Below are 26,427 nucleotides of genomic sequence, written 5' to 3' on the forward strand. Positions count from 1 at the left end.
CTCGCCTGCTCCCAGGGCGACTCCATGGGGTGCCTCTCCCCCATGAAACCGCCTATCAATCACTCACGCTTCGTATCGCGACTTCGTTTTACGAAATTTACCCTCGTGCGTCAGCTCAGAAAGCTGCGCGCAACCAATTCCAGAACCGACCACCTTGACGTTTTTCGATGGACGGCTCCTCCACAAGCTCTCTTCGATCCGGCCGCGAAGGCGCCGTCACGCGCGGCGCAGTCTGTCGCGGCGGCGGGGGCGACGACTCCACGACGACGCGCGGTTCGCGCGCCTCACGGAGCTGGTTCGCCCCGTAGTGGAGAAGCCCCACGCCCGTAGCATATTGCGGGCCCGCGACGAGCTGCGTGATTCCACGCATCCCGACCGGTACGCCGAGACGAACCGGCATACCCAGGATCTCCTCGGCGAATTCGCTCATGCCTTCCATCAGCACCGCGCCGCCCGTGAGAACCGCGCCCGCCGCGAGCTGATCGAGCAGCCCCGCGTCCTCGATGCGCTTGCGGATCACCGCGAAGATCTCCTCGATCCGCGGCTCGATGATGTCCGAAAGCACCCGGCGGGGCACCTTGCGCGGCGGATGCCCGCCGACGCCCGGCACCTCGACCTCTTCGTCGTCCGCCACCATCCGCCCGAGCGCGCAGCCGAAATTGCGCTTCAGCCGCTCCGCCTCGGCCATCGGCGTGCGCAGGCCCGCCGCGAGATCCGCCGTCACGTTGTTTCCGCCGGCCGGAATGACGCTCGCGTGCGCGATTCCGCCGTCCACGTAAATCAGCAAATCCGTCGTACCGCCGCCGATATCGATCACGGCGACGCCGATCTCTTTCTCGTCCTCGGAAAGAACGGCCTCCGCGCTCGCGAGCGGCTCGAGGACCACGTCCGCCACCGTCAATCCGCAGCGCTCCGCGCAACGGACCACGTTTTGCACGCAGGACGTCGCGGCCGTGATGAGGTTCACCTTCACGCCGAGACGAACGCCGCTCATTCCGACGGGATCACGAATACCGTCCTGGTTGTCGACCGTGAACTCGCGCGGCAAGGCATGCAGGATCTGCCGATCGGCGTCGATCGGAATGGCGCGCGCGCCTTCGAGGACACGCCCCACGTCGACGTCCGTCACCTCGCCGCCGCCCACCGCGACCACGCCGTCCGAAGACTGGCCGCGGATGTGGTTGCCGGCGACGCCCGCATACACCGTGCGAATCTCGACGCCGGCCATCGTCTGCGCGGCCTCGATGGCCTCCGCGATCGACCGGACCGTCCAGTCGATGTTCGCCACGATGCCTTTGCGCAGCCCGCGGCACGGGACGTTGCCCACGCCGAGGATGGTGATCCCATCGGCGTCGACCTCGCCGACGACGGCAGACACCTTCGTCGTCCCGATGTCGAGACCAACGACAATCTCGCTCTGCTCCATCCTGCTCTTCATTCGCATCCACCCGATACGGAGGCCGTGCGCCTCGCGAAGCAGGGCGACGCTGACATGGCGAGCGGAAGCTGGCCAAATTTCGAGAACGAGACGCGTCGGTTCATCGCATCCTCACGACGACGCGCTCGGGGTGCGCCTCGTTGTCCAGGAAGATCACCGACGGGTTCGCCTTGCGCTTTCCGAGCTCCATCAGAACGCGCGCGGCCTGCTCGATCTTCTCGCGAAACCGCGTCTGGCCGAGGTAAAGCGAGATCGCGTCCTTGCCGATCGTCATGACGATCGTGCCATCGCGCTCGAGGTGGACCTCCTGGATCGGGTATCGCTTGCTGATCCCGGCGCGATCCATGTCCTCGACCACGTCGAGCGCGCGACGCAGCGCAGAAACCACGCCGGGCCGGTCCGCGGCGACCTTCTCGGGCGTGATACCGGTCACGACGGGCAGATCGAAGGGATCACCGTCGGCGACGCGCTTGAACGGGTCGCCGTCGCGCGTGACGAGGTAAAGCTCGCCGCCGATCGTGGCCACGGCCCAGGCCTCGCGCTCGACGACCGTGATGCGCACGGTCGACGGGAGCGTGCGGGTCACCTGGGCTTTTTCGACCCAGGGCTCGTTGGTGATGGTGGCGCTCGCCGTCTCCAGGTCGAGCTCGAAGATGTTGCGGCCGACCGTGACGCCGCCCGCGCCGGCGACCTGCTCGGCCGGCAAGCGGCGGTTTCCGTCGACGAGCACCGTGCGGATCGCGAAGCGCGGGCTCGTCATGATGTACCTGCGCGCGCCCCAGGCGACCGCGATGGACGCCGAGAGGACGATCATCACGCCGAGGAAAAGCGACAGCGCGCGCGGGAGCTTCGGCCGCGGCAACGTGAGGCGCGGCTTCGCCTTGGGCTTCGGCGGGCGGATCGTGCTCGTCGTGGCCCCGGGCGGCGGCGGCGAGTCGTGCTCGGGCTCGGGATCCTTTGGAGCAGCAACGACCGGCGGCGTCGAAGGCTTCTTCAGCCGGCGGTTCGTGGGCAGGGCGTCGCTCATGGACCACCCTCCCGGCTCGCCGGCGGCGGCTCGGTCACGCCTTCGAGCCGCGCACGCAGACCCTTCAGCATGTTGTTGATGTCGCCCGCGCCGAGGGCGATGACGACGTCACCGGGGCGCACGACCTTCGCGAGGACCTCGGGCAAATCGGCCTTGTTCGGCACGTACGTGGCGTCGTGATGGCCGTGCTCGCGGATCGACTGGACGAGCCGCTCGGCGTTCACGCCGGGCAGCGGCGCCTCGCCCGCGGGGTAGATGTCCGTGACGAAGAGGACGTCCGCGAGGTTGAACGCGCGGGTAAAGTCTTCGAAGAGATCCTTCGTGCGCGTGTAGCGGTGCGGCTGGAAGGCGACGACGATGCGGTGCGCGTCGTCGGGGTAGGCGCGGCGCGCGGCCTCGATCGTCGCGCGGATCTCGGCCGGGTGATGGCCGTAGTCGTCGACGAGCGTGACGCCTTGATGCACGCCGACGACCGTGAAGCGACGCGCGACGCCGCCGAACGTGGCGAGGGCTTGCTTCGTGACGTCGAGCGGGACTTCGAGCTCGTCGGCGACGGCGATCGTCGCGAGGCAGTTCAGCACGTTGTGCGCGCCGGGCATCTTCACGGTGAAGCCGCCGAGGGGCTGACCGCGGCGATACGCGTTGAAGCTCGTCTCGAGGCCGCGGAACTGGATGCCGCGCGCGCAGTAGTCCGCGTGCGGCGACACGCCGTAGGTGACGTGGCGGCGCGGGATGCGCGGCAGGATGTCCTGCACGTGGGGGTGATCGAGGCAGAGCACGGCGAGGCCGTAGAAGGGCACGCGCGCGGCGAACTCGATGAACGCGTCCTTGATCTTCTCGTGGGTGCCGTAGTGATCGAGGTGCTCGGGGTCGATGTTCGTGACCACGGCGATCGTCGGCGTCAGGCGCAAGAACGAGCCGTCGCTCTCGTCGGCCTCGGCGACGAGCAGATCGCCGGCGCCGAGCCGCGCGTTCGAGCCGAGCGCGGCCATCTTGCCACCGACGACGACCGTCGGATCGAGGCCTGCGTGCCGGAGGACCGTGGCGACGAGCGAGGTCGTCGTGGTTTTTCCGTGCGAGCCCGCGATGGCGACGCCGTACTTCACGCGCATCAGCTCGGCGAGCATCTCGGCGCGGCCGATGACGGGGATGCCGAGCGCGCGGGCCTCGACGAGCTCGGGGTTGTCCGCGCGGATCGCGCTCGAATACACGACGACGTCGACGCCGCGCACGTTCTCGGCGCGGTGGCCGATGTCGATGCGCACGCCGAGCGAGGCGAGACGCTGCGTCGTGGAGCCGCTCTTCACGTCGGAGCCGGAGACGTCGAACTCGAGCGAGCGGAGGATCTCCGCGAGGCCGCTCATGCCGACGCCGCCAATGCCCACGAAGTGGATGTGCCGGACGCGCCCGCGGAACATCATGCCGTCCTTCCCCGGGACTTCTCCCGGTGTTTCGATTCCCGCACACGCGCGAGCTCGAGCAGATCCGCCGCCACGGCCTTCGCCGCGTCGGGCGCTCCGATCTCGGCCGCGGCGCGCGCCATGGAAGCGCGTCGCTCGGGCGAACCCGCGAGCCTCTGGATCTCGTCCGCGACCCGATCGGCCGTGGCCTCGGCCTGCGGCAGCGCCACGGCCGCGCCGCGCTTCTCCAGCGAACGCGCGTTCTTGAGCTGATGATCGTCGGCCGCGAAGGGATACGGGACGAGGATCGCGGGGCGACCGACCGCGCAGAGCTCGGCGAGCGTGGAGGCGCCGGCGCGCGCGATGACGAGGTCGGCCGAGGCGAGCGCGCGGGCCATGTCGTCGATGAACGGGACGACCTCGGCGGTCCCGGACAAACCGAGCGAATCGTAGAGCGCGCGCGCCTCGGCCTCGCGCTCGCGGCCCGTCTGGTGGACGACGCGCAGGCCCGGGATCCGGCTCCCGACCTGGGAAATCGCGCGCGGCACGGTCTCGTTCAGCGCCTTCGCGCCCTGGCTGCCGCCGAGGACGAGGATCGAGAGTTTGTCCTTCTGGACCTCGTACGGCGCGGGGGCGAAGGCCTTGCGGAGGGGCACGCCGAGGCGGCGCACGATGCTCGGGCGGAAGAAGCGATCGACCTCGGGGAACGTGGTGTAGGCGCGGACGGCGAACGGCGCGAGCAGGCGGTTCGACAGGCCCATCACGCTGTTCGGCTCGAGCACCGTGACGGCGACGCCGAGCGTGCGCGCTGCGAAGCAGACCGGCCCGCCCGCGTACCCGCCGACGGAGAGGACGGCCGAAGGCCCGAGGCGGCGGACGAGATCCCGCGCCGCGGGGATCGAGGCCGCGGCGTGCTGCGCGCCCTTCAGGAACCCGGACAAACCACCGCCGCGCAGGGGCAAGATGTCGAGCAGCTCGAGCTCGCCGCCTTGCTCGGGCACGACGCGCGCTTCGAGGCCGCGGGCGGTGCCGACGTAGACGACGCGCGCGGAAGGATCGGCGGCGCGGACCGCTTCGCCCACCGCGAGCATCGGGAAGACGTGGCCGCCCGTGCCGCCGCCTGCGAGAAGAAGGGTCGTCACGCGCTCGCTCCCTCCGCGGCCGCGGCGCCTTCCTGGGCCTCCGTCGCGATGAGGACCGACGCGCTCGGCGCGCCTTCGCTCGTGCGCACGGGCGCGGGTTTGTCTTGCGGAACCTCGTTCGTCCGCGGACGGCTGACGCTGAGCAGGATGCCCGCGCCGGCCGCGTTCACGAGCAGCGACGAGCCGCCGTAGCTCATGAACGGCAGCGTGAGGCCCTTCGTCGGCAGGATGGCCATGGCGACGGCGAGGTTCACGAGCGCCTGCACGCCGAAGAGCGTGGCGATGCCGAACGCGAGGAAGCTGCCGTAGTCGTCGTGCGCTTCGAGCGCGATCTTCACGCCGCGCGAGACGATGACGAGGTACGCCGTGACGAGCCCGAGGATCCCGAGGAAGCCGAGCTCCTCGCCGATGATCGCGCTGATGAAGTCCGTGTGCGCCTCGGGCAGGTAGAGCACCTGCAGGCCCTTGCCGAGGCCGAGCCCGGTCCAGCCGCCCGAGCCGAAGCTCATGACGGACTGGAAGGGCTGATAGGCGAGGTCCTGGCGGTGGTTGTCCATGTCGATGAACGCCAGGTAACGCCGGTAGCGGTAGTCGCTGAACGCCACGAGCGCCGCGGCGCCCATGCCGAGCAGCGCCGTGAACGCCGCGATGTACGGGAGGCGCGCGCCTGCCACGAAGAGCAGCGTGAACGTGAGGAACAAGAGCACGACGGCGCTGCCGAAGTCGGGCTGCTTCAAGAGCAGCATGATGAGCGCGCCGACGACGATGAGGTGCGGCAAGAAGCCGACCGAGAAGCTCTTGATCTTCTCGGCCTTCTTCGAGAGCGAGTACGCCAGCCAGAGCACGATGCCGAGCTTCGCCGTCTCCGCCGGCTGGATGTGCACGGGGCCGATCGCGATCCAGCGGTAGGCGTTGCCCGCCCTGTGGCCGAGGCCGAGGATCGTCAGGCCCAGCATGAGCGTGACCCCGACGAGGATCGGGTACGTGAAGGGCTTGAGCTTGCGGTAGTCGAAGCGGCTCACGAGCCACATCGTGAAGAGCGCGACGAGCGCGTAGACGCCCTGGCGCTTCAGGAAGAACTGCGCGTCGTGGTACTTCACGGTCGCTTCGATCGCGCTCGCGCTGTAGACCATGACGACGCCGAAGCCGACGAGCGCGATGACCACGGCCGCGAGCACCGAGTCCACGGGGCCGGCCTTGCTCGACCGCAGGAGCGCGGTGACGCCGTTGCCGGCGCCGTTGCTCTCCTTGCGCGGCGCGCGGGCCTCGTTCTTCGGCGGCGCAGGCGGCGGATCGCTCGGCGGAAGGAGCCGGTTCTTCGGCGGCGGCGCGCTCGAATGGCGGCGCTCGCCGATCGCATGGTTGCCCGGGAGGACGACGCTGCTGCTCACGAGCGTACCTCCAGCATGGACTGGACCGCCTGGGCAAATTGGTCGCCGCGATCCTTGTAATCGCGGAACATGTCGAAGCTCGAACAGGCGGGGCTGAGCAGGACGGCGTCGCCGGGCTTGGCGAACCGGCGCGCGAGGTGGACCGCCTCGACCATCGATGAGGCACGCGCGATCGCGATCGCGCCCCGGGCGGCAGCCTCGATGCGATCGGCCGCCTCGCCGATGAGCACGAGGGCGCGGCCCTTCTGGCGGAGCGCGTCGACGAGCGGCTCGTACGCGCCGAGCTTGTCCTTGCCGCCCGCGATGAGGACGGCCTTGTCCTCGGCGAGGCCTCGCAGCGCGGCGACCGAGGCCCCGACGTTCGTGCCCTTCGAGTCGTCGTAGTAACGGACGCCATCGATCTCGCCGACGAGCACGGTCCGATGGCCGAGGCCGCGGAAGTCGCGGACGGCGCGCGCGAGCCAGGAATCGGGACCGTCGTCGAAAGGGACGCCGAAGGCAGCCACGACGCCGAGCGCCGCGCAGGCGTTCTCGATGTTGTGTTTGCCCGCGATCTGCAGCGCATCGAGCGGGAAGGCGTGCCACGCGTCACGATGCACGATGTTGCCGCCCACGGGGCGGACCGTGGCGGCCTCGTCGGTCGCGCTGAACGTGACGACGCGCGCGCCGCCGCGCGCGGCCTGCTTCGCGCAGAGCGCATCGCCGTGCGGAATCACGGCCGTGTCCTCGGGGCCCATCGTGACGAAGGGATTTCCCTTGGCGTCGGCGTAGGCCTCGAAGCTCGGGTACCGATCGAGGTGATCGTCGGTGATGTTCAGGAGCGCATGGGCGCGCGCGTGCAGCGTCGGCACGCGCTCGGCCTGGAAGCTCGAGATCTCCAGGACGATCGCGTCGAACGATTGCCCCACGACCTCGGCGAGCGGCGTGCCGAAGTTGCCGCCGATGAACGCCTTCTTCCCCGCCGCTTCGAGCATCGCGTGCACGAGCGCGGTCGTCGTGCTCTTGCCGTTCGTCCCGCCGATCAGCGCGATGGGCGTGCCCACGAAGAACCGCGCCGCGAGCTCGAGCTCGCCGATCACCTCGCCGCCCGCCTTCTCGAACGCTTCGAGCGCGGGGAACGAGGGCACGCCGGGCGAGATCACGACGAGGTCGATCCCGTCGAAGATCGAGGCCGGGTGCCCACCCGCGGCGAGCGTCGCGCCCGCGGCTTCGAGGGCGAGCGCCTCCTTGGACAAACGCTCGCGCGGGGCCGCGTCGGTCGCCGTGACCCGCGCGCCCTTGTCGAGGCAGAGCCGCACCGCGGCCACGCCGCTGCGGCCGAGCCCGATCACGAGGACGTTGCGACCCGCGAGTTCCATCGGCCTCACCGGAGCTTCATGGACGCCAGCGAGACCAGCGCCAGGAGGATGGAGATGATCCAGAAGCGGACGATGATCTTCGGCTCCGCCCACCCCTTCTTCTCGTAGTGGTGGTGGATCGGCGCCATCAGGAAGACGCGCTTGCCCGTGAGCTTGAACGAGGTCACCTGCGCGATGACGCTGATCGTCTCGACGAAAAAGACGCCGCCGAGCAGGACGCTCAAGAGCTCGTTTTTCGTGAAGATCGCCAGCATGCCGAGGCCCCCGCCGAGGGCCAGCGATCCCACGTCACCCATGAAGACCTGGGCTGGGTAGGTGTTGTACCAAAGGAACCCGATGCCCGCGCCGATGACCGAGCCGCAGTAGACGGCGAGCTCGCCGGCGGAGGCGATCTTCGGGATGTCGAGGTAGTTCGCGAGCGAGAAGTTCGCGATCGTCGCGCCCGCGACGTACGCCCAGATGAGGTACGTGCCGGCGTTGATCATCACGGGGCCGATCGCGAGGCCGTCGAGGCCGTCCGTGAGGTTGACGGCGTTCGACCAGGCGACGACGACGAAGAGCGCAAAGGGGATGTAGAACCAGATCGGCAGGTCGATCGAGTGCTTGGAGAACGCCGCGAAGGGCAGCGCGAGCTTCGTCTTGATCTCGATCCAGTCGGCCGGAAGCTTGGAGGTGAAAAGAAACGTGTAGGTGAGCGCCGACCCGCCGATGAGCACCTGGCCGATCAGCTTGTAACGGCCCGGGAGCCCGCCCGTGTTCTTGCGCTTGATCTTGAGGTAGTCGTCCAGGTAACCGATGACGCCGTAACCCGCCGTGACCGCGGTCGTCGCGAGGACGAAGGGGTTGCGCAGGTCGGCCCAGAGCGCCGTCGGCAAGAGGAGCGAGAGCAGGATCAGCGCCCCGCCCATGGTCGGCGTGCCCGCCTTGACCTTGTGCGTCTCGGGGCCCTCGCTGCGAACGACCTGCCCGATCTGCTTGCGCCGCAGCTCGCGGATGAACCACGGCGCGAGCACGAAGCTCAGCAGCATGGCGGTGATCGTCGCCATGATGGTCCGGAACGGGATGTACCGGAGGACGTTGAGCCAGGAGAGGGAGCTGTAGTGGAACTTGAGCGGGTAGAAGAGCTCGTAGATCACGAGGCCACCTCCGCGAGGGCACGCACGATTCGCTCGGTTCCGACGCCGCGCGAACCCTTCACGAGGACCAGATCCCCAGGCTGAACGGCGCGCGCGACGGCCGGGGCCGCGTCCACGCTCGTCTCGAAGAACTGCGCAGGAATGCCAGCTTCCGACGCACGATCGGCGATCCGACGCGCGTCGCCGTTGACGGCGATCACGAGCGCCGCGCCGCTCGCCGCCGCGACGCGGCCGACGTCGTCGTGCCCGCGCGGCGACTCGTGGCCGAGCTCGTACATCGCGCCGAGCACGAGCACGAGCCTGCGGCCCGCGTCACGCGCGAGCTCGGCCGCCGTGCGGATCGACGCGGAGGACGAAGCGGGGTTCGCGTTGTAGCTGTCGTCGATCACGATGACGTCGCGAGCGAGGAGGCGCGGGACGAGGCGACCACCGCCGCCGCCCACGTCCGCGAGGGAGAACGCTTCCTCGGCGATCGCCGACGTCACGTGCTCCCCCGTGAGGGCCTCCGCAGCCGCCACGGCCGCGGCGCACGCGTACGCGCCGGCTTCGCCGATGAGCGGGGTGCGGAACCAGAACGACGAGCCGTCCGGGCGCGCGAGGGTGACGCGCGACGAGGAAAAACCGTCCGGGCGACGCTCGACGATCCGCAACTCGGCCCCGTCCCCCGTGCCGTAACGGACGCGGCGCGCCGCGGGCGAACCTGCCATCTCCGCCACGACGCGCGCGTCATCGCCGTTGCCGACCGCGACGCCGCCCTCCGAGAGCGCGCGAAAGAGCGCACCTTTCTCGTGTGCGACGCCCTCGATCGAGCCGCACCCCTCGACGTGCGCCGCCGCGACGAGCGTCACGATGGCGACGTCCGGCTGGGCCATCGCCGCGAGGGACGCGATCTCGCCGGGCTTGTTCATGCCCATCTCGACGACCGCGTACTTGTGCTGCCGGTCGAGCCCGAAGAGCACCATCGGCACGCCGACCTGGTTGTTCAAGTTGCCCCGCGTCGCGTGCACGGCCTCCGGGAAGAGGCGTTCGAGGAGCGCGGCCGTCGCCGAGCGCGTCGTGGTTTTGCCCGCCGAACCCGTGATCGCGACGATCTTGCGGTCGCCCTTCCCGCGCGCGCGCCACGTGTCGACGTGGGCCCGCGCGAGCGCGCCGAGCGCGTCGACCGTCGAGCGAACCCGCATCATCGTGAGCCCCGGGACGTCGTCGACGGGCCGCTCCACGAGCGCCGCGCGTGCGCCTTTTTCCTCGGCCTGCGCGAGGTAGTCGTGCCCATCGAAGCTCTCGCCCTTGAGGGCCACGAAGAGCCCGCCGGGCGTGATCGTACGCGTGTCGGTCGAGACGCCTTCCACCGCGCCGAGCATGAAGAGGCTGCGGCCGTAGAGGACCTCGGCTTGGGCGATCTGGATCAGATCGATGGCCTGGAAACGGGCGTGATTCGTGGGGATCGGCGTGCCCATCTCAGGCCCCTCCCCTGCGCAGGCGGAGCGCGCGCTCGGCCTCGACGCGATCGTCGAACGGCAGCGTGACCGCGCCGATGATCTGGTACGGCTCGTGGCCCTTGCCCGCGACGAGCACGACGTCGCCCGGCGCCGCGTCGAGCACCGCGCGCTCGATGGCCTTCGCGCGATCGAGCTCGACGTGCACCGTCGCCCGGCCGCCCGCGAGACCCGGCAGGATCGCCTCCGCGATGGCGCGCGGATCCTCGCTGCGCGGATTGTCGTTCGTGACGAACGCGACGTCCGCGCCGCGCGCCACGGCTTCGCCCATGAGCGGGCGCTTCTTCGGATCGCGATCGCCGCCGCAGCCGAAGACGCAGTGCACGCGGCCTTGCCCGAACGCGCGCACGCTCTGCAAGACCCGCTCGAGCGCGTCCGGCGTGTGCGCGTAGTCGACGAGCACGATGACGTCGTCCCGCGCCGGATCATCACAACGCTCGAGCCGCCCCGGCACCCGGATCGACCCCGAGAGAGCGCGCGCCGCCGCGTGGAGATCGATCTCCAGGAGCCAGCAGATGGCCACAGTCGCGAGCAGGTTCTGCACGTTGTGCGCGCCCACGAGCGGCGAGCGGATCGAGAGCTGCCCCGCGGGCGTCCGCGCCACGAGCGAGATGCCGGACGCCGTGTGCTCGACCGACACGGGCGCGATGTCGGCCTCGTCGGTCGAGACGCCGATCCGCGTCGAGAACCGCGCGATCGTCGCGGATGACGGACCTCCGAGGCCACGCGGCGCGAGCCTCTGGACGAGCGCGGGGCCAAACGGATCGTCGACGTTGATCGCCGCCGACCCAGGGCCGAGGTCGACGAAGAGGCGCGCCTTCGCCTCGGCGTACGCCTCCATCGTGCCGTGGTAGTCGAGGTGATCCTGCGTGAGGTTGAGGAACGCCGCGACGCGGAAGCGCACGGCTTCGACGCGGCGCGCCGCGAGCGCGATGCTCGACACTTCCATCACGAGGTGCGTCGCGCCGCGCAGGTGCATCGCCGCGGCGATCCGCGCGAGCTCGTCGGCCTCGGGGCTCGTGTGCGTCGAGGGCAGGTCGAGATCGCCAAACCGATACCCGAGCGTGCCCACGATCCCCGGCCGCTGCCCCGCCGCTGCGAGGCACGCCTGCACGAGGTGCGTCGTCGTCGTCTTGCCGTTCGTCCCGGTGACGCCGACGACGTCGAGCGCGAACGTCGGATGCCCGTAGACGGCCGCCGACGCGTACGCGAGCGCGCTCGGCACGTCCGCGACCTCGATCCGCGACAGGCCGTTCGTCTCGACGCTCGCGCCCTCTGCCGTGAGCACCGCGCTCGCGCCTTGCCCGATCGCATCCGCCACGAAGCGCTCGCCGCTCGTGCGCGCCCCCGGCCGCGCGACGAAGAGGTCGCCCGGGGAGACGCGCCGCGAGTCGTGGTGCACACCCGTGACGAAGACGGTCGGATCCCCCGAGGCGAGCTTCGCGCCCGGGATCTCGTTCACGAGATCGCCGAGCCTCCGGCCGAGCTTCGCGTGCTTGCACGACGGCGGCGCGCCTTCGCTCGTCTCCCGCGGGCGGAGGAGCTCTTCGTTCGTCCGTTCGTTCGTCATGACGAGGGCTCGAAGAAAAGCTTCACCGCCGCACCTTTGGGCAGCACCGTCCCCGCCGGCGGCTCGACCCGCGCGAGGCGTCCCGTGCCGAACGCCGTGGGCATGAGGCCCGCCGCCGTCGCCGCGCGGATCGCCTCGCGCACGGGTTGTCCGGTCAGATCCGGGACGCGCGTCTCGCCGCTCTTCATCGGCGCCGACGGCGTCACGACGCCCGCCGTGATCGGAGCCACGGCAGCGCGCGCCTCCGTGAGGACCTGGTACGTACTCGTCGCCGGATCCCCGACCTTCGCTCGATCCGAAACCTCGCTGAGCTTCATGGGCACACTGCCGCGAGGTGTGACACCGAGGTAACGCAGCGCCATCTCGCCGATGCGACGGAACACCGGCGCGGCGACCGAGCCGCCGCCGTAGGTGCCGCCGAGCGGCTCGTCGAGCACGACCGCGATGACGAGCCGCGGCTTCTCCGCCGGGACAAACCCGACGAACGAGGCGACGTAGTGCGTGTCCGTATATCTCCCCGTCGCCGGGTCGATCTTCTGCGCGGTCCCGGTCTTCCCGGCGACGCGAAAGCCTGGAATCGCAGCCTCGACGCCCGTGCCTTCGCCCTCGGTGACGGCGACGAGCATCTCCGACATGAGCTTCGCGACCGACGCCGACACGGCCTCGCGCCGCACGCGCGGCTGCGTCTCCGTGAGCATCGTGCCCCCGCCGTCCGTCACGCGCTTGATCAGCACGGGCTCGAGCAGCTTGCCGCCGTTCGCGATCGCGGCCATCGCCATCGTGAGCTGCAGCGTCGTCACGCTGATGCCCTGACCGAACGAGGCCGCCGCCGTCTCGACCGAGACCCAGGGCCTCCCGCGCGGGCGCAAGACGCCCATGCTCTCGCCGGGGAACGGGATGCCCGTCGTGTCGCCGAAGCCGAACCGACGGACGCCCTCGTAGAGCCGCTGCTCGCCGAGACCGAGCGCGATCTTGGCGGTCCCGATGTTGGAGCTCAAACTGAGGATCTGCGTGACCGTCAGATACTTCGCGGGGTGCGTGTCGTGGATGACGACGTTGTCGATCGCCATGTTCCCCTCCTCGCAGTAGATCGAGGCGGTGGGGTTCACGCTGCGCGCGGCGAGCGCCGTGCCGATCGAGAAGACCTTCATCGTCGAGCCGGGCTCGAAGCGATCGACGACGCAACGGTTCCTGCGGGCGTCGGGGTCGGCGGCCGAGTAGTCGTTCGGGTTGTAGCCAGGCGCGCTCGCCATCGCGAGGATCTCGCCGCTCGACGGATCCGCCACGACGACCGCGCCGCCCGTGGCCTCGTACGTCTTCATCGCGGCCTCGAGCTCGCGCTCGGCCGTGAACTGGATCCCCTTGTCGATCGTGAGGAAGACGTTGTGGCCCGCGAGCGCGGCCTCGTCCTCGATCCCCTCGGAGAAGATCAGGCGGCCCGAGCGATCACGCAGGCCGCGCACCTCGGAGCTCTTGCCTCGCAGCTCGTGATCGAGCGCGAGCTCGAGGCCCTCGCGCCCCTCGCCGTCCGGCGAGACGAACCCGATGAGCGGGCCGCCGAGCTCGCGGTTCGGGTAAAACCGGTGGCCCTCGCCCTCGATCTGGAGCCCGCGCAGCGGGTAACGCTGGTTCTTCTCGCCGAGCCCGCGCACGGCCGCGACCTCGGCCTCCGAGACGCGGCGCTTCAGCCACACGAAGCGGCGGCGACGGCTGATCTTCTCGACGACCTCCTCCTGCGGGAGGTTCAAGGCCTGCGCGATGCGCTCGCCGTACTGCTGGATCCGCATCGGCAGGTAGCGATCCTCGATGCCGCGCAGGAGCTCGACCGCGTCGAGCGAGACGCTCGGCACCTCGACGCTCTCCGCGAGCGGCGCGCCGTTGCGGTCGTAGATCGTGCCGCGCTTCGGCGTCACGTGCAGGCGCCGCTGCCTTTGCCGCTCGGCGAGGTCGTACCAGTCCGACCCGTCCTCGACCTGGATGCGGTGCGCGCCCGACACGATCACGCCGAGCCCGAGGCCCATCATCCCGCAGAGGATCCCCATGCGGATGCGGATCCAGCGCGCGCGCTTGGGATCGAGGTTTTTCAAGGAGAACCTCCGGGCGCGGGCGCCGCCGATGCGGCGGAATCCGCGGCGGGCGCCGCCGGATCGGCCGCAGGAGCCTCCTGCTCGTCCTGGATCTTCACGACCCAGCGCACCGGGACCACGCGCTCGGGCGGCGGCGGCGTCATCCCGAGCAGCGTCCGCGCGACCATCTCGACGCGCTGCGGGGTCTCGTAGCTCGCCGCTTCGAGCGAGAGCACGCGCTTCACCTCGCGCAGGCGCCCTTGCTCGGCGCGCGCGCGTCCGAGCTTGTAGCCGAGGTCCACGATCCTCCCGCGAAGGCCGAGGTGCACGACGAACGCCGCCACGCTCGCGACGACCGCGAGCGACCAGAGCGCGAGGAACGGCCGCTGCTTCATGCGCTCGTTCATGCGAACACCTCGTCCCCCGCCAGCGCGACGCGCCGCGCCGCCCGGAGCTTCGCGCTCCTCGCGCGCGGGTTCTCCGCGACCTCCTCGTCCGACGCGACGAGCGGCTTCTTCCAGAGCTGCTCCCACACGGCCGCCTCGCGCAGCGCGTGCTTGACGATCCGATCCTCCAGCGAGTGGAACGAGATCACCGCCACGATGCCGCCGACCTTCAAGACACGCGTGGCCGCGCGGATCAGCGATTCGAGCTCGTCGAGCTCGCCGTTCACCGCGACGCGCAAGGCCTGGAACGTCCGCGTCGCCGGATCGACCCCGCCCACGCGCGACGGACCCACGGCACGCACCACGGCCCGACGCAGATCGAGCGTCGTCTTGAGCTCCCCGTTCGCGAGCGCTTGCTTGATGCAGCGCGCCACCCGGCGGGACCTTCGCTCCTCGCCGTAGTGGTAGATCACGTTCGCCAGCTCGTCGTCGTCGAGCCGCTCGATCAGCTCGAGCGCCGTCTCGCCCGTCGACGGATCCATCCGCATGTCGAGCGGCCCTTCGGCGCGGAAGCTCATGCCACGCGTCGCGTCATCGATCTGCATCGACGACACGCCCACGTCGGCGACGAGCCCGTCCACCGGCCCCACGCCGAGCTTCGCGAGGTGCTCCTCGACGTCCGAGAACCGCCCATGCACGAGCGTCACCCGATCGCCGAACGGCGCGAGGCGCGCCTTCGCGAGCGCGAGGGCCGTCTCGTCGCGATCGAGCCCGATCAGCCGGCAGCCCGGGGCTTCTTCGAGGATCGCCTCGGCGTGACCGCCTGCGCCGAGGGTCGCGTCCACGTAGACGCCGCCGGCTTGGGGCGCGAGCGCTTGCACCACCTCGCGGCGGAGGACCGTCACGTGGGGCGCCTTTTGCGGTTCGGGGGGCGGGGGAGCCTTGTCTCGCATGGGCACGACGTTCACCACGTTCATAGGCGGAACTGCTCCGCGATCGCGGCCTTGAAGCTCGCGAGCTCGGCTTCGCTCATCGTCTGGGCGGCCTTCCACCGCTCCTTCGACCAGAGCTCGGCCGTCGCGCCCATCCCGGCCCACAGGACTTCCTTGTGCAGATCGGCGTGCTCGCGAAGCGAGGGCGGCACGAGGATCCGGCCTTGTTTGTCGAGCTCGCACTCGACGGCGGCCGACAGGTACTTCCGGCGGAAGGCGACGACGTTCGGCTCGAACTGGGGGAGCGCCGCGATCTTGGCTTCGAGCTCCTCCCAGGCGCGCAGGGGGTAGCAGTGCAGGCAGGGGTCGAAGAGAGCGGGCGTCAGGATCAGACAGATGTTCGACGCTTGGGGCTCCGGGTCGCCTGACGGCGCCCTGCGCCCCAAACCCCCGTCCGCGGCCGCATCGAGCACGTCGCGAAAGCGCGCGGGCAGGCTGGTCCGCCCTTTCGCGTCGATCGCGTGCTCGAAATGACCGCGAAACATGGTTGCCACCGAGTCGGCTCCGCTCGTGCCTGCCAGCCAGGCGCTTTCCCCGCGCCGGAGGGACCCGGCAGGTCATGGGCATCTTTGCCACTTTTCCCCACGGGGCACCGCCACGCTACGGAGAGGGCCCTTGGGTGTCAACAGTTTGCATTTTTTGTGGAGTTTGGCGGATCCCAAGGAAGGTGGGAATCCTCCCCTCTCCCACCTTTCCAGACCAACCCCGACGGGACGAACGGGGCTGCCGGAGGCGCGATCCAGGCTGTGGTGGGAAGAGGTGGCGGGCTCTGGATCGACCACGGGGTGGTGGTTGGGCGATCCGGAACCGATGCACCTCTGCACGAGTGCGCAGGTAGACCGATAAAGATGGAAATGGCCAAAAAAGCGGCGCCGTTTGGCACGGTCGACCGCCGGACCTCACTCCCGGAGGAGGAAGAGGCCCTCTTCTCCCTCCCTCTTCGCAGAGCGGAGAGGGAGGGGCGGGGTGGGTGAGGTCTGGTGGGGAGGAGTGGGGGAGCGGGTAAGGAGTGGGGGACCGGGGGCCCGTCAGGCCGCGTCAGCCCGCGTCAGGCCGCCACGTTGTCGTGCACCCAGTCGATGATGCTCTTCAGCGGGGTCCCAGGGGTGAACACCCCCTTCACGCCCGCCTCCTTGAGCCGCGTGATGTCGTCATCCGGGATGATCCCGCCCCCGAACACCACGATGTCGTCCGCGCCGCGCGCCCGGAGCGCCTGGATCACCGCGGGGAACAGGGTGTTGTGGGCGCCGGACATGATCGACAGGCCCACCGCGTCCACGTCCTCCTGGACGGCCGCGCTGGCGATCATGTCGGGCGTCTGGTGCAGGCCCGTGTAGATGACCTCGAACCCCGCGTCTCGCAGCGCGCGCGCGACGACCTTGGCGCCGCGGTCGTGCCCATCGAGGCCGGGCTTGGCGACGAGGATGCGGATCTTTCGTTCGGTCATGGCGATTCGATACCGTCCTCTCCTCAGGAAATCAAAGGGGTTTCGGGGGTTCGGGGGCGTAGCTCGGTGTTTCCGAGCGTAGCCCCCGAGCGTTACCAGGTGCCTGGCGCTACTGCGCGGCAAAAACGAACGGGATGTTCACCGGGGTCGAGCCCCCGGACGCCGGGAATTTCCACCCCTTGATGCGGCTCGCGATGCAGCTCGACAAGCCCGGATAGTCCTTCTCCGCCCCGCCCGCGCTCACCGTTTGCACGGCCCCCGACGGCGCGATCACGATCGACGCCGAGACGCGCGCCGACGAGCCGCCCATGCCCTTCGTCGCGTCGAGCGCAGGCTGCCAGCAGCGCCGCTTCACGAGAGGCCGGTTCGCCTCGACGACGGCGCTGATCTCGCCCGCGGAGAGCTGTCCCGCGCCGGCGGTCTGGGCGCCTGTCGAAGGGCCGGCCGTCGGACCGGCGACGCCCGGGCCCTGGAAGCCCGACATGTCGATGGAGGCGGCCGGCGTCCCCGTCTTGGCGGTGCTCGGCCAGGGGCCGCCGAGGGGCCGGTTCGAGGCGCCGGCCTTGGGGGCCTCGGCGGGGCCGTCGGCGGCGACGGAGGCCTCGGTCGTGGGCCCGGCCGAGGGTGGAGGCGCAGCCGCGGCGCTGGCAGAGGCGGTGACGTAGACGATCTGCGGCGCGGGCGGGGCCGGGCGCAGCAAGAGGAAGGCCGCGACCCCCCCGAAGACCGCGCCCGCGGCGATGAGCGCGAGGGCGGCGGGGTGGAGGGAGCCTTTTTTGCGACGACCGAGGAGGGCATCCTCGTCGATGTCGTCGATGTCGGGGGCGACGGTGCCGAGCGAGGTGGCCGGGGCGCGCGGGGCCGGGGCGGGCTCCGGGACGGGCGCGGGGGCCGGGCGGACGAGGGTCGCGGCCGCGTCGCTCGTCGTCGCCGGGCCAGGTGAGGCCTGCGGCGTGGGCGCGAAGGGGTCGCGCAGGGCGAAGGGGTCTTCGAGGACGTCGAGCGCGTCGGGGGCGGGCGCGGAAGCAGCGGCGGGCGCGGCCGCGGGAGCGTCATTTCCCGTGGGAAACGTCTTCGCGGGCGCCGCGGACCCGATTTTCTGGTGGAGAACGTCTTCGGGCGCGGCGAGAGCAGATTCCGCCGTGGGAAACGCGTCCGCGGGCGCCGCGAAGGCGTTTTCTACCTGCACGGGCGCCTCGTCGGCCGCCGCGAACGCGTTTTCTGTCGGCAAAACGGGTTCGGGCGCGCCGGGAACCGTTTCCTTCTGAAAAATCGGCTCTGCGGGCGCCGCGAAGGCGTTCCCCACCGGCAAAGGCGCCTTCGCGGTCGCCGCGGACGCGATTCCCACGCGCGGCGGCGCGATCGGGCGCGGCGCGACAGCGGGCTTCGGCGCGGAGGGACCGACAGCCGAGGCGCCGATCCCGGTGGGCCGGGGCGGGAGGCCCGCGGCGGGGCGCGGCGGGAGGCCCGCGGCCGGGCGCACGTCGTTCACGTGCCCGCAGGACGCGCACGTCACCCGGCCGGTCGCGCCGGTGCCGAGGGGGAATTTGCACTTGAGGCAGGTGGGGATCATCGCGACGCCGGACGCGGGAGTTTCGGAGTTTACTCGACTCGGTCGCGGGACGAAACTTCCGGGCGCTGCGTAGTCTCGCAAGTCGCGACGAAGCCAGGGCCCGCGCCCGGATCGACGAGTTGCGGCGCAAAGGCTAGAAATTCACGATGACCCCGCAGAGCAATGGCTGGGAGCACATCGGTCCCCATCCGATCCGGTTCGAGGCCCCGGACATCGTCTTTTGCCGGCCCATCGGACGGCTCTCGGCCGCCGACGTGCGCGGCGTGCTGGACTTCAACACGACGATCGCCAAGCGGCTCGGGCGCGGCACGTTCTATCTGGGGGATTCCTCGCGGATCACGGGGTACTCGATCGCCTCGTCGCTCCAGCTCTTTCAGGCGACCCCGGCGGAGTCCCTGCGGGGCACGGCCATCTTCGGCGAGAGCTTCCACCAGCGCGTGCAGAACAGCGCGGTCCTGCGAGGCATCCGGCTGCTCGCGCACCCGCTCAGCCGCCTCCCGATCGAGACGTTCCCCAGCGAAGCCGAAGCGCGCGCCTGGATCGACGAGCAGCGACGAAAAGGCTAGAAATTCACGATGGATATCCCTCGCGATGGTTGGGAGCACATCGGCCCGCATCCCATCCGGTTCGAGCCCCCGGACATCGTCCTCTGCCAGCCCACCGGCGTCGTCACGGTCGAGGACCTGCGCGAGGGGGCGGCGTATCTCGAGAAGATCTCGAAGCAGCTCGGGCACGGCGTGTTCTACATGGCCGACCTGTCGAAGCTCACGCGGTATGCGCCCCAGATGGTGGTGCACAGCTTCAAGACGTTCCCCGTGAGCGTCCTGCGCGGCTCGGTGATGTTCGGCGCGAACCTCTACCATCGCGCGGTCGTCGACATGATCCTGCGCGCCGTGCGGCTGCTCCGGCTCGAGATCGGCCGCATCCCGATCGCGTCGCTCGCCGACGAAGCCGAAGCGCGCGCCTGGGTCGAGGAGCTGCGAAGCCGCGAGGGCTAGAGCAGGCCGACGAGGATCTCCTTGATGGACTGGCGCGTCGGTTCGTCCGGCGCGACCCGCAGCGCGCGCTCCCAGATCTCGACCGCTTTGTTGCGGAAGCCCGCCTTCTGGTAGAGGACCGCGAGGTTCTTCAAGGCCGGGAAATGCCGGTCGTTGATGCGCAGCGCCGTCTCGAGCTCGCTGATCGCGTCGTAGATCTGGCCCCGCTTGCCGAGCAAGAGCCCAAGGTGGAAGTGCAGGCGATACGCGAGCGGATCGATCTTCGTCCCCTCGCGGAGAAACTCGATCGCCTCGTCGAACTTGCCCGCCTGGTAGGCCGCGATCCCCGCCGAGAGCTTCTTCTCCGCCTCCGCCGAGATGCGCTCCGGATCCGCAGGCGTCGCCTTGCCCTGCCCCGCCTCGATCGCGCGCTCGAGCGCCTCGATCACGTCCGACACGCGGAACGGTTTTTCGACGTACGCGTCGACCTTGTAGCTCGCCTTGAGGTCCTCCGCGAAACGCCAGCCCCGGTACACCGCCGAGACGATCACGATCGGGATGTGCCCGTATCGCTCGGAGCCCTTGAGCTGACGCGCGATGTCGAACCCGTGCAGCTCCCCCGGGAGCATCGCGTCGAGGACGATCGCGTCCGGCACGTCCTCCTTGAGGATGCGAAGCGCCGCCTCACCGCGATCGGCTTCGAGGACGCGGTAGCTGCGCTGCTCGAGGACCATGCGCAGGATGTTGCGGATCTCGATCTCGTCGTCGACGACGAGCACCGTGCGTTTGCCCGGCTGGCGCGGCGGCCTGAGCGCGCCCGGGCCCGCGATGACCGAGAGATCCCGAGGCGCCTTGCCGAAGTCGGCGTCAGAGACGTCGGCGCCCGCGGCCGCGCGTTGCATGGCGTCGTCGACGATCGCGCCGATCTGGTTGCGCGTCGTGACGCGCTTCGGCGGCGGGATCGCGGCCTGCGAGCCATCCACCGCCGTCGGCGCAGGCCCGACGATGCTGCCCTCGAACGGAGCTTGGGCGTCGCTCGGACCCGACGATCGCGTGGGCAGCGGGACGCCCGCCTTGCGGCGGACCTCCGGCGGGCAGTTCGGGCCGACGTAGTGCGACTCGCCCCGCTCCCTCGCGTCGTACGCGGCCGGAATGACCTTCACGAGCTGGCCTTCGAGCGCGACGTACGGGAAGACGCGTTTGCCGGTGGTGAACTCGATCTCGTCGATGACCTTGCGGTTTGTCGGCGCCGCCATCGCGAGGTGGAGCTTGTCGTCCCTCACGACGACGGGGAGCAGCTTGTGCTGCATCGCCACGTAACGCGGCACGATCGCGAGGTCCGTGAGCTTCAAGCAGATCTGCTTGAGGTCGACGCCCGGCACGCCGTTCTGCTCGCTGAGCCCCTTCAACGCGGCGAGCTCGCTGATCGTGCCGGCTTCAGCCAAACGCGACGCGAGAGGGACGGCCGAGCCCTTGCCCGCTTCGAGCGCCCGTTCGAGCTGCTCTTCGGAGAGCGCGCGTTGCTGGACCAAGATCTTGCCGATCGGCTTTTTCGTAGGAATTTCCACGCCGTCCCGCGCCTCGGCCTCCACGGTATCCGAGGGGGAAATTCCGGGCAAGATGCGCACGGGCGCCTCGGGAACGAGCAAGAGGGTGCCGCGGAGAGGCCCACGATTTCCGCGTTTCCAGGCCGAGGGGGGCCACGAGCGCTGGTACGGCGCTCGCTCGGATGCGAGGGGTGCGACTCGATGCGCTGCTCAAGCGGTACTTTGCGGTCGTCGTAGGCCTGCTCCTCCTGGGATCGGCCTATTTCCAGGCAAAGGGGCTCTCCCACCTCGTGGGGGCGACGATGATCGCCGATGCCCCGGTGACGAAGCGGCCCGGGCCGAAGGTCGCCAAGCACCACGAAGAAGAGCCGGCCCGGCCGAGCGGAGACGTGATCCTCCAGCGGAACCCGTTCGACTCGTTCACGGGCCCGCTCGTCCCGGATCCGTCGCAGCCCCCGCCGCCGACGGATCCGCTCGACGATCCGCCGTGCGAGATGGGCATGGTGACGATGATCGTGTGGTCGGAGGAGGATCCCGACTGGTCGTTCGCGGCCGTCGCGGGGCCGGAGGGCGTCGTGCTGCGCCGCCGGGGCGACGAGCTCGGCGGCTTCCAGGTGGCGCAGATCGGGCCCGACCGGATCTGGCTCTCGCGCGAGGGGCGGTTCTGCCAGATCGAGGTGCACGACATCCTGCGGCGCAAGGTGATGCAGGGCATGCAGCAGCCGCCGATGAACGGGCCGCCGATGAACGGGCCGATGAACGGAGGGCCGCAAGGCGCGCCGCCCGCGCAGCAGGGGAAGCGGCCGAAAGGACAGCTGCCGCCGCACATCGCCGAGCGGATCCGGCAGACGGGGCCGAACCAGTACGACATCGATCGCACGGTGGTGGACGAGATCCTGACGAACCAGGCGGAGTACCTGCAGAAGGTGCGCGTGGTGCCGGCGAAGCAGGGCGATCAGACGACGGGCATGAAGCTCATGGGCGTGCGCAAAGGCACGGCGCTCGACGCGATCGGGCTGAAGCACGGCGACCAGCTCCAGCGCATCAACGGGTTCGAGATGACGAACCCGCAGAGCGCGCTCGAGGCCTACGCGCGGCTGATGTCGGCAAACCAGATCCGCGTGGAGGTGATCCGAAACGGTCAGCCGACGATGCTGGAGCTGAACATCAAGTAGCGGGCGTGGGCGCGTCCTCGGCCGCGCCCGCTTCGAGCCCCGCGAGCCACTCCCGCTCGAACGCGTCGTAGCGGCCCGCCAGGATCGCCTCCCGCGCCTCGCGCACGAGCGTGCCGTAGAGGTGCAGGTTGTGCGCGGTGATCAGCCTCAGCACGAGGATCTCGCCCGCGATGAAGAGGTGCCGGAGGTAGGCGCGCGAGTAGCCCGCGGCGCAGGTCGGGCAGGTGCAGGTGGGATCGAGCGGCGTGGAGTCGGTCTTGTAGCGCGCCTGCTTGATGACGACCTTGCCCGTGCGCGTGAGGGCCTGGCCGTTGCGCGCGTTGCGGGTCGGCAGGACGCAGTCGAACATGTCGACGCCCGCGCCGATGGCTCGTACGAGATCGTAAGGCGTGCCGACGCCCATGAGGTAGCGCGGTCGCTCGGGATCGAGCGTGTGCGCGACTTCGAGGAGGACCTCGTGCATGCGGGCGATGGGCTCGCCGACGGAGAAGCCGCCGAGCGCGAGGCCGTCGAAGGGCATCGCCGCGAGGTCCTCGGCGTGCGCGCGGCGCAGCGCCGGATCGGTGCCGCCCTGCACGATGCCGAAGACGGCTTGATCGGGGCGCTTGGCCGCGAGGCAGCGCTTCGCCCAGCGCGTGGTGCGCGCGCACGCGGCCTCGAAGTCGGCGCGCGAGGCGTCGCCGGGCGGGCAGATGTCGAGCTGCATCGCGATGTCAGCGCCGATCTTGCCCTGCACCTGCATCGCGACCTCGGGCGTGAGGACCTTCTTCGCGCCGTCGAGGTGCGAGCGGAAGACGAACCCGTCCTCGCTCGTCTGCCGCCGGTCGGCAAGCGAGAAGGCCTGAAAGCCGCCCGAGTCCGTGAGCATCGCGTGCGGCCACTTCGTGAAGCCGTGCAGGCCCCCGAGCTCGGCGACGATCTCGGGGCCGGGCCGCAGCCAGAGGTGGTAGGTGTTGCCGAGGACGATGCGCGCGCCCGTGGCCGCGACCTCGTCCGGGCTCATCGTCTTCACGCTGCCCTGCGTGCCGACGGGCATGAACGTCGGCGTGGGGACGTCGCCGTGCGGCGTCGTCAGGACGCCTGCGCGCGCCATGCCGCTCGTGGCGAGGGTGCGGAAGGCATATCCGGGCGTGCTCGGCCCGCTCATCGTTGTCTCCTCAAAAGCATCGCGTCGCCGTACGAATAAAACCGGTACCTCTCCTCGATCGCGACGCGATAACTCTCGAGGACGCGCGGCAGCCCCGCGAAGGCAGAGACGAGCGCGAGCAACGTCGACTCCGGCAGGTGAAAATTCGTCAGCAGCCGATCGACCACGCGGAAGCGATAGCCCGGCTGGATCAAGAGGCGCGTCTCCCCTTCCCGCGCGACGACGTGCCCCTCGCGCTCGGGGTCCGCGGCGCTCTCCAGGGCGCGCACGCTCGTGGTCCCGATCGCCACGATCTCCCGTCCTTTCAGGCGCGCGCGCGCCACGGCCTCGGCCGTCTCGGGCGGCACGCGGTAGGCCTCGGCGTGCATCGGATGATCATCGAGATCGGACACTGTCACCGGCTGAAACGTGCCGAGACCGACGTGCAACGTGACCCGCGCAAGCTCCATCCCCCGCGCGGAAAGCCGCTCGATCAGAGGCTCGGTCAGGTGCAGTCCCGCGGTCGGCGCGGCGACGGCGCCGGGCTCGCGGGCGTAGACGGTCTGGTAGCGCGCGCGGTCGGCGGCGTCGTCGTCGCGGCGGATGTACGGCGGAAGCGGGACGTGGCCCGCGGCCTCGACCGCGTCGGGGACGGAGCGGCCCTCGGGCGAAAAGAGGACGACGTCGACGAGGCCTTCGGGGTCGCGGCCTTCGATCCGAACGACGAGCGAGGCGGGACCGTCGACGATGATCTCGGCGCCTTCGCGGAGAGGCTTCGACGAACGGCCGAGGGCGCGCCATCGCTCCGCGGGGAGGCGCTCGCCGCCGCGATCGACGTGGGTCTCGGCGACCTTGCGGACGAGGAAGATCTCGACCTTGCCGCCGCTCGACGCCTTGTGGCCGAGGAGGCGCGCGGGCAGGACGCGGGTGTCGTTGACGACGACGAGCGCGCCTTCGGGCAAACGATCGGGCAGGTCGCGGATGAAGGCGTGTTCGAGGCGGCCGGGCTCGTCGTCGACGACGAGCAGGCGCGCGCTCTCACGATCCGGGGACGGATGCGCGGCGACGAGCTCGGGCGGTAGATCGTAGGCGAGGAGATCGCGGCGCACGCGCGCCTGTTAGCACGCGACTTGCGCAGGCGCCGGGGTCTTGGCTTGCAGGATGCCGCTGAGCTCGGAGAGGGCGTAGGGCTTGGGGATGAAGCCCGCGGCGCCGCAGTCGGCGCGCTCCATCTGGCGCGCGGAGAGGTGGTAGGCGCTCGCGAGGTAGACGCGCACGTTCGGGAACATGCGGCGGATCTGACGCACGAGGTCCAGACCACTCATGCCTGGAAGCATCAGGTCGACCATCGCGACGTCGACGGGCTTCTCGGCGAGCAAGCGCAGCGCCTCTTCCCCGGAGGCCGCGCCCACGACCTCGAACCCCTCGAGCCGGAGCCCGATGGAGAGCGTCTTGCGTTGATTTTCCTCGTCGTCGACGATCAACACGCGCGGCATGGGAAGGACCCCTTCGGAGACGACGCCGACACGAAAGCGCTCGGGTTCGTCTTTGCCGTTTTTCGAAGCAACGCGCGTTCCATCAGCGGATCCCGGGGAAAACCCTCGGTGTTCGACGCCGCAACGCATCATCCAGGGCAGACGCCTTACGCCGCGGGCATTGCAGGTCGGAAAGGTGCTCCGCGGAACACATTGCAAATGTGCAATGTCCCCGGGGCGGACCCCGGGGGCGCGGACGGGGTTCAGGCGGGGGGATACGTGATCGCGAGCCGTGTCATCTTGCGCCAGAGCGTGGTGGCGCTGATGCCGAGCACGTCGGCGGCGCGCTCGCGGCTGCCGTCGCACTCGCGCAGGGCGGCCTCGATGGCCTGGCGCTCGGCGGAGTCGACGACGTCGGAGAGGGCGCGGCCGCCGCTCGTCGGGGCCGTCTTCTGCGAGGGGCCGGGCGCGAGGCCGAGCTCGTCGATCGTGATGAGGCCGCCGCCCGAGAGCGCGACGGCCTGCTCGACGAGGTTCTCGAGCTCGCGGATGTTGCCCGGGAACTCGTAGCTCGACACCGCCTCGAGCACGCCGTCGGCGACGCGCGCCTTCGCGCCCATCTTGCGGTTGTACTTGTCGAGGAAGAACTCGAAGAGGACCGGGATGTCCTCGCGGCGCTCGCGCAAGGGCGGCAGGATGAAGCGCGCCACGTTGAGGCGGTAGTAGAGGTCCTGCCGGAAGCGACGCTCGGCGACGGAGGTCAGGAGGTCCTGGTTCGTCGCGGCGATGATGCGCACGTCGACGCGGATCGGCTTGTTCTCGCCGACGCGGCGGATCTCGTTCTCCTGGATCGCGCGGAGCAACTTCGCCTGGAAGGTCAGCGGCGTCTCGGCGATCTCGTCGAAGAAAAACGTGCCGCCGTCGGCCTCCTCGAAGAGGCCCTTGCGCGCCGAGACCGCGCCCGTGAACGAGCCGCGCGCGTGTCCGAAGAGCTCGCTCTCGAGCAGCGTCTCGCTGATCGCGGCGCAGTTGACGGGGACGAACGGGCGATCGGCGCGCTTCGAGTTCGCGTGGATGGCCTTGGCCACGAGCTCCTTGCCCGTGCCGCTCTCGCCCGTGATGAGCACCGTCGCGTCCGTCGGCGCGACGCGCACGATGCGCGCGAGCACCTCGCGGACGGCGTGCGAGCGTCCGATGATGTTCTCGAACTTGTAGCGCTCGCGGAACTCGGTCGCGAAGAGCGAGACCTGGCCCGTGAGCCTGCGGTTCGCGATCGCGCGCTCGACCTTCACGAGGAGCTCCTGCTCGGTGAAGGGCTTCTGGATGTAGTCGAAGGCGCCGAGGCGCATGGCCTCGACGGCGCTCTCGATCGTGCCGTACGCGGTCATCACGATGACCTCGGTCATCGCGTGCGTCTCCTTGACCGAGCGCAGGACACCGATGCCGTCGTTGCCGCCCATGCGCAGGTCGGTCAGCACGAGGTCGTAAGCGCCCTTCGAGCCGCGATCCGCGCCTTCTTTTCCGTCGCTCGCCTCGTCGACTTCGTAGCCCGCGCTTCGCAGCATCATCGCGAGCGTCGTGCGCATGTTGCGCTGATCATCGACGACGAGAATCTTCGCCATGGGTTCCCCCGGCCTCCGTCTGGGGGCCTTTGCACGTGCAGCGTGTCGCGCGGCTCGGCAGAAGCCTGATGCCGCGCGACCTT

23 protein-coding genes are annotated in these 26,427 nt (G+C 70.1%); 3 read left to right on the plus strand and 20 right to left on the minus strand.

All coding sequences use genetic code 11. The features are described from left to right. Window positions 1-115: 115 nt before the first annotated feature. From ftsA to QHF85_RS10125, 15 genes are all read right to left on the minus strand, one after another. A complete protein-coding gene (gene ftsA / locus QHF85_RS10055; RefSeq protein WP_281326891.1) occupies window positions 116-1,438 on the minus strand; it encodes a cell division protein FtsA in 1,323 nt (440 codons plus the stop codon). Between the two features lie 100 nt (window positions 1,439-1,538). After that, entirely contained in the window at window positions 1,539-2,465 is a 927-nt protein-coding gene (locus QHF85_RS10060; protein ID WP_281326892.1) for an FtsQ-type POTRA domain-containing protein, read from the minus strand. After that, a complete protein-coding gene (gene murC / locus QHF85_RS10065; RefSeq protein ID WP_348652726.1) occupies window positions 2,462-3,883 on the minus strand; it encodes a UDP-N-acetylmuramate--L-alanine ligase in 1,422 nt (473 codons plus the stop codon). Before murC ends, QHF85_RS10060 begins: the two co-directional genes overlap by 4 nt. After that, window positions 3,883-5,007, minus strand: a complete 1,125-nt coding sequence (murG, locus tag QHF85_RS10070; RefSeq protein ID WP_281326894.1) for an undecaprenyldiphospho-muramoylpentapeptide beta-N-acetylglucosaminyltransferase — start codon at window positions 5,005-5,007, stop codon at window positions 3,883-3,885. Before murG ends, murC begins: the two co-directional genes overlap by 1 nt. Then, a complete protein-coding gene (gene ftsW, locus QHF85_RS10075; RefSeq protein WP_281326895.1) occupies window positions 5,004-6,398 on the minus strand; it encodes a putative lipid II flippase FtsW in 1,395 nt (464 codons plus the stop codon). Before ftsW ends, murG begins: the two co-directional genes overlap by 4 nt. Next, entirely contained in the window at window positions 6,395-7,756 is a 1,362-nt protein-coding gene (gene murD, locus QHF85_RS10080) for a UDP-N-acetylmuramoyl-L-alanine--D-glutamate ligase (RefSeq protein ID WP_281326896.1), read from the minus strand. Before murD ends, ftsW begins: the two co-directional genes overlap by 4 nt. A gap of 5 nt (window positions 7,757-7,761) precedes the next feature. Then, on the minus strand, window positions 7,762-8,892 hold the full coding sequence (gene mraY / locus QHF85_RS10085) for a phospho-N-acetylmuramoyl-pentapeptide-transferase (protein WP_281326897.1): 1,131 nt from the start codon (window positions 8,890-8,892) through the stop codon (window positions 7,762-7,764). Beyond that, entirely contained in the window at window positions 8,889-10,349 is a 1,461-nt protein-coding gene (gene murF, locus QHF85_RS10090; protein WP_281326898.1) for a UDP-N-acetylmuramoyl-tripeptide--D-alanyl-D-alanine ligase, read from the minus strand. Before murF ends, mraY begins: the two co-directional genes overlap by 4 nt. A 1-nt stretch (window position 10,350) precedes the next feature. Beyond that, window positions 10,351-11,958, minus strand: a complete 1,608-nt coding sequence (locus tag QHF85_RS10095) for a UDP-N-acetylmuramoyl-L-alanyl-D-glutamate--2,6-diaminopimelate ligase (RefSeq protein WP_281326899.1) — start codon at window positions 11,956-11,958, stop codon at window positions 10,351-10,353. After that, window positions 11,955-14,045 (minus strand): penicillin-binding protein, encoded by a 2,091-nt coding sequence (locus QHF85_RS10100; RefSeq protein WP_281326900.1) that lies wholly within the window; start codon window positions 14,043-14,045, stop codon window positions 11,955-11,957. Before QHF85_RS10100 ends, QHF85_RS10095 begins: the two co-directional genes overlap by 4 nt. Further along, on the minus strand, window positions 14,042-14,431 hold the full coding sequence (locus QHF85_RS10105; RefSeq protein WP_281326901.1) for a cell division protein FtsL: 390 nt from the start codon (window positions 14,429-14,431) through the stop codon (window positions 14,042-14,044). Before QHF85_RS10105 ends, QHF85_RS10100 begins: the two co-directional genes overlap by 4 nt. Further along, a complete protein-coding gene (gene rsmH, locus QHF85_RS10110) occupies window positions 14,428-15,387 on the minus strand; it encodes a 16S rRNA (cytosine(1402)-N(4))-methyltransferase RsmH (RefSeq protein WP_281326902.1) in 960 nt (319 codons plus the stop codon). The genes QHF85_RS10105 and rsmH overlap by 4 nt, the downstream gene beginning before the upstream one ends. After that, a complete protein-coding gene (gene mraZ / locus QHF85_RS10115) occupies window positions 15,384-15,887 on the minus strand; it encodes a division/cell wall cluster transcriptional repressor MraZ (RefSeq protein ID WP_281326995.1) in 504 nt (167 codons plus the stop codon). The genes rsmH and mraZ overlap by 4 nt, the downstream gene beginning before the upstream one ends. A gap of 563 nt (window positions 15,888-16,450) precedes the next feature. Next, window positions 16,451-16,849 (minus strand): cobalamin B12-binding domain-containing protein, encoded by a 399-nt coding sequence (locus QHF85_RS10120; protein WP_281326903.1) that lies wholly within the window; start codon window positions 16,847-16,849, stop codon window positions 16,451-16,453. A gap of 109 nt (window positions 16,850-16,958) precedes the next feature. Next, a complete protein-coding gene (locus tag QHF85_RS10125) occupies window positions 16,959-18,422 on the minus strand; it encodes an AgmX/PglI C-terminal domain-containing protein (protein WP_281326904.1) in 1,464 nt (487 codons plus the stop codon). 146 nt (window positions 18,423-18,568) lie between these two features. Between QHF85_RS10125 and QHF85_RS10130 the strand changes: the two genes are divergently transcribed. Together QHF85_RS10130 and QHF85_RS10135 are read left to right on the plus strand one after the other, a co-directional pair. Further along, entirely contained in the window at window positions 18,569-18,988 is a 420-nt protein-coding gene (locus QHF85_RS10130) for a hypothetical protein (protein WP_281326905.1), read from the plus strand. A 9-nt stretch (window positions 18,989-18,997) separates the two neighbouring features. Next, complete coding sequence (locus tag QHF85_RS10135) at window positions 18,998-19,420, plus strand: hypothetical protein (protein ID WP_281326906.1); 423 nt, start codon at window positions 18,998-19,000, stop codon at window positions 19,418-19,420. On the opposite strand, the gene QHF85_RS10140 is transcribed toward QHF85_RS10135, so the two are convergent. Next, window positions 19,417-21,027, minus strand: a complete 1,611-nt coding sequence (locus tag QHF85_RS10140) for a response regulator (protein ID WP_281326907.1) — start codon at window positions 21,025-21,027, stop codon at window positions 19,417-19,419. The two genes, QHF85_RS10135 and QHF85_RS10140, sit on opposite strands and share 4 nt — an antisense overlap. A gap of 110 nt (window positions 21,028-21,137) precedes the next feature. On the opposite strand from QHF85_RS10140, the gene gspC reads away from it, so the two are divergent. Then, entirely contained in the window at window positions 21,138-22,121 is a 984-nt protein-coding gene (gene gspC / locus QHF85_RS10145) for a type II secretion system protein GspC (RefSeq protein ID WP_281326908.1), read from the plus strand. On the opposite strand, the gene tgt is transcribed toward gspC, so the two are convergent. The 4 genes from tgt to QHF85_RS10165 form a co-directional block, all read right to left on the minus strand. Then, window positions 22,114-23,268, minus strand: a complete 1,155-nt coding sequence (tgt, locus tag QHF85_RS10150) for a tRNA guanosine(34) transglycosylase Tgt (protein WP_281326909.1) — start codon at window positions 23,266-23,268, stop codon at window positions 22,114-22,116. The genes gspC and tgt overlap by 8 nt on opposite strands. Next, the gene (gene queA, locus QHF85_RS10155; protein ID WP_281326910.1) at window positions 23,265-24,356 is read right to left on the minus strand and encodes a tRNA preQ1(34) S-adenosylmethionine ribosyltransferase-isomerase QueA; all 1,092 of its coding nucleotides are present in this window, start codon (window positions 24,354-24,356) and stop codon (window positions 23,265-23,267) included. The genes tgt and queA overlap by 4 nt, the downstream gene beginning before the upstream one ends. A 9-nt stretch (window positions 24,357-24,365) precedes the next feature. Then, window positions 24,366-24,743 (minus strand): response regulator, encoded by a 378-nt coding sequence (locus QHF85_RS10160; protein ID WP_281326911.1) that lies wholly within the window; start codon window positions 24,741-24,743, stop codon window positions 24,366-24,368. Between the two features lie 242 nt (window positions 24,744-24,985). After that, entirely contained in the window at window positions 24,986-26,344 is a 1,359-nt protein-coding gene (locus QHF85_RS10165; protein WP_281326912.1) for a sigma-54 dependent transcriptional regulator, read from the minus strand. Window positions 26,345-26,427: the final 83 nt, after the last annotated feature.

The sequence above is a fragment of the Polyangium sp. 6x1 genome (genome assembly GCF_029946515.1).
Classification (GTDB): domain Bacteria; phylum Myxococcota_A; class Polyangia; order Polyangiales; family Polyangiaceae; genus Polyangium.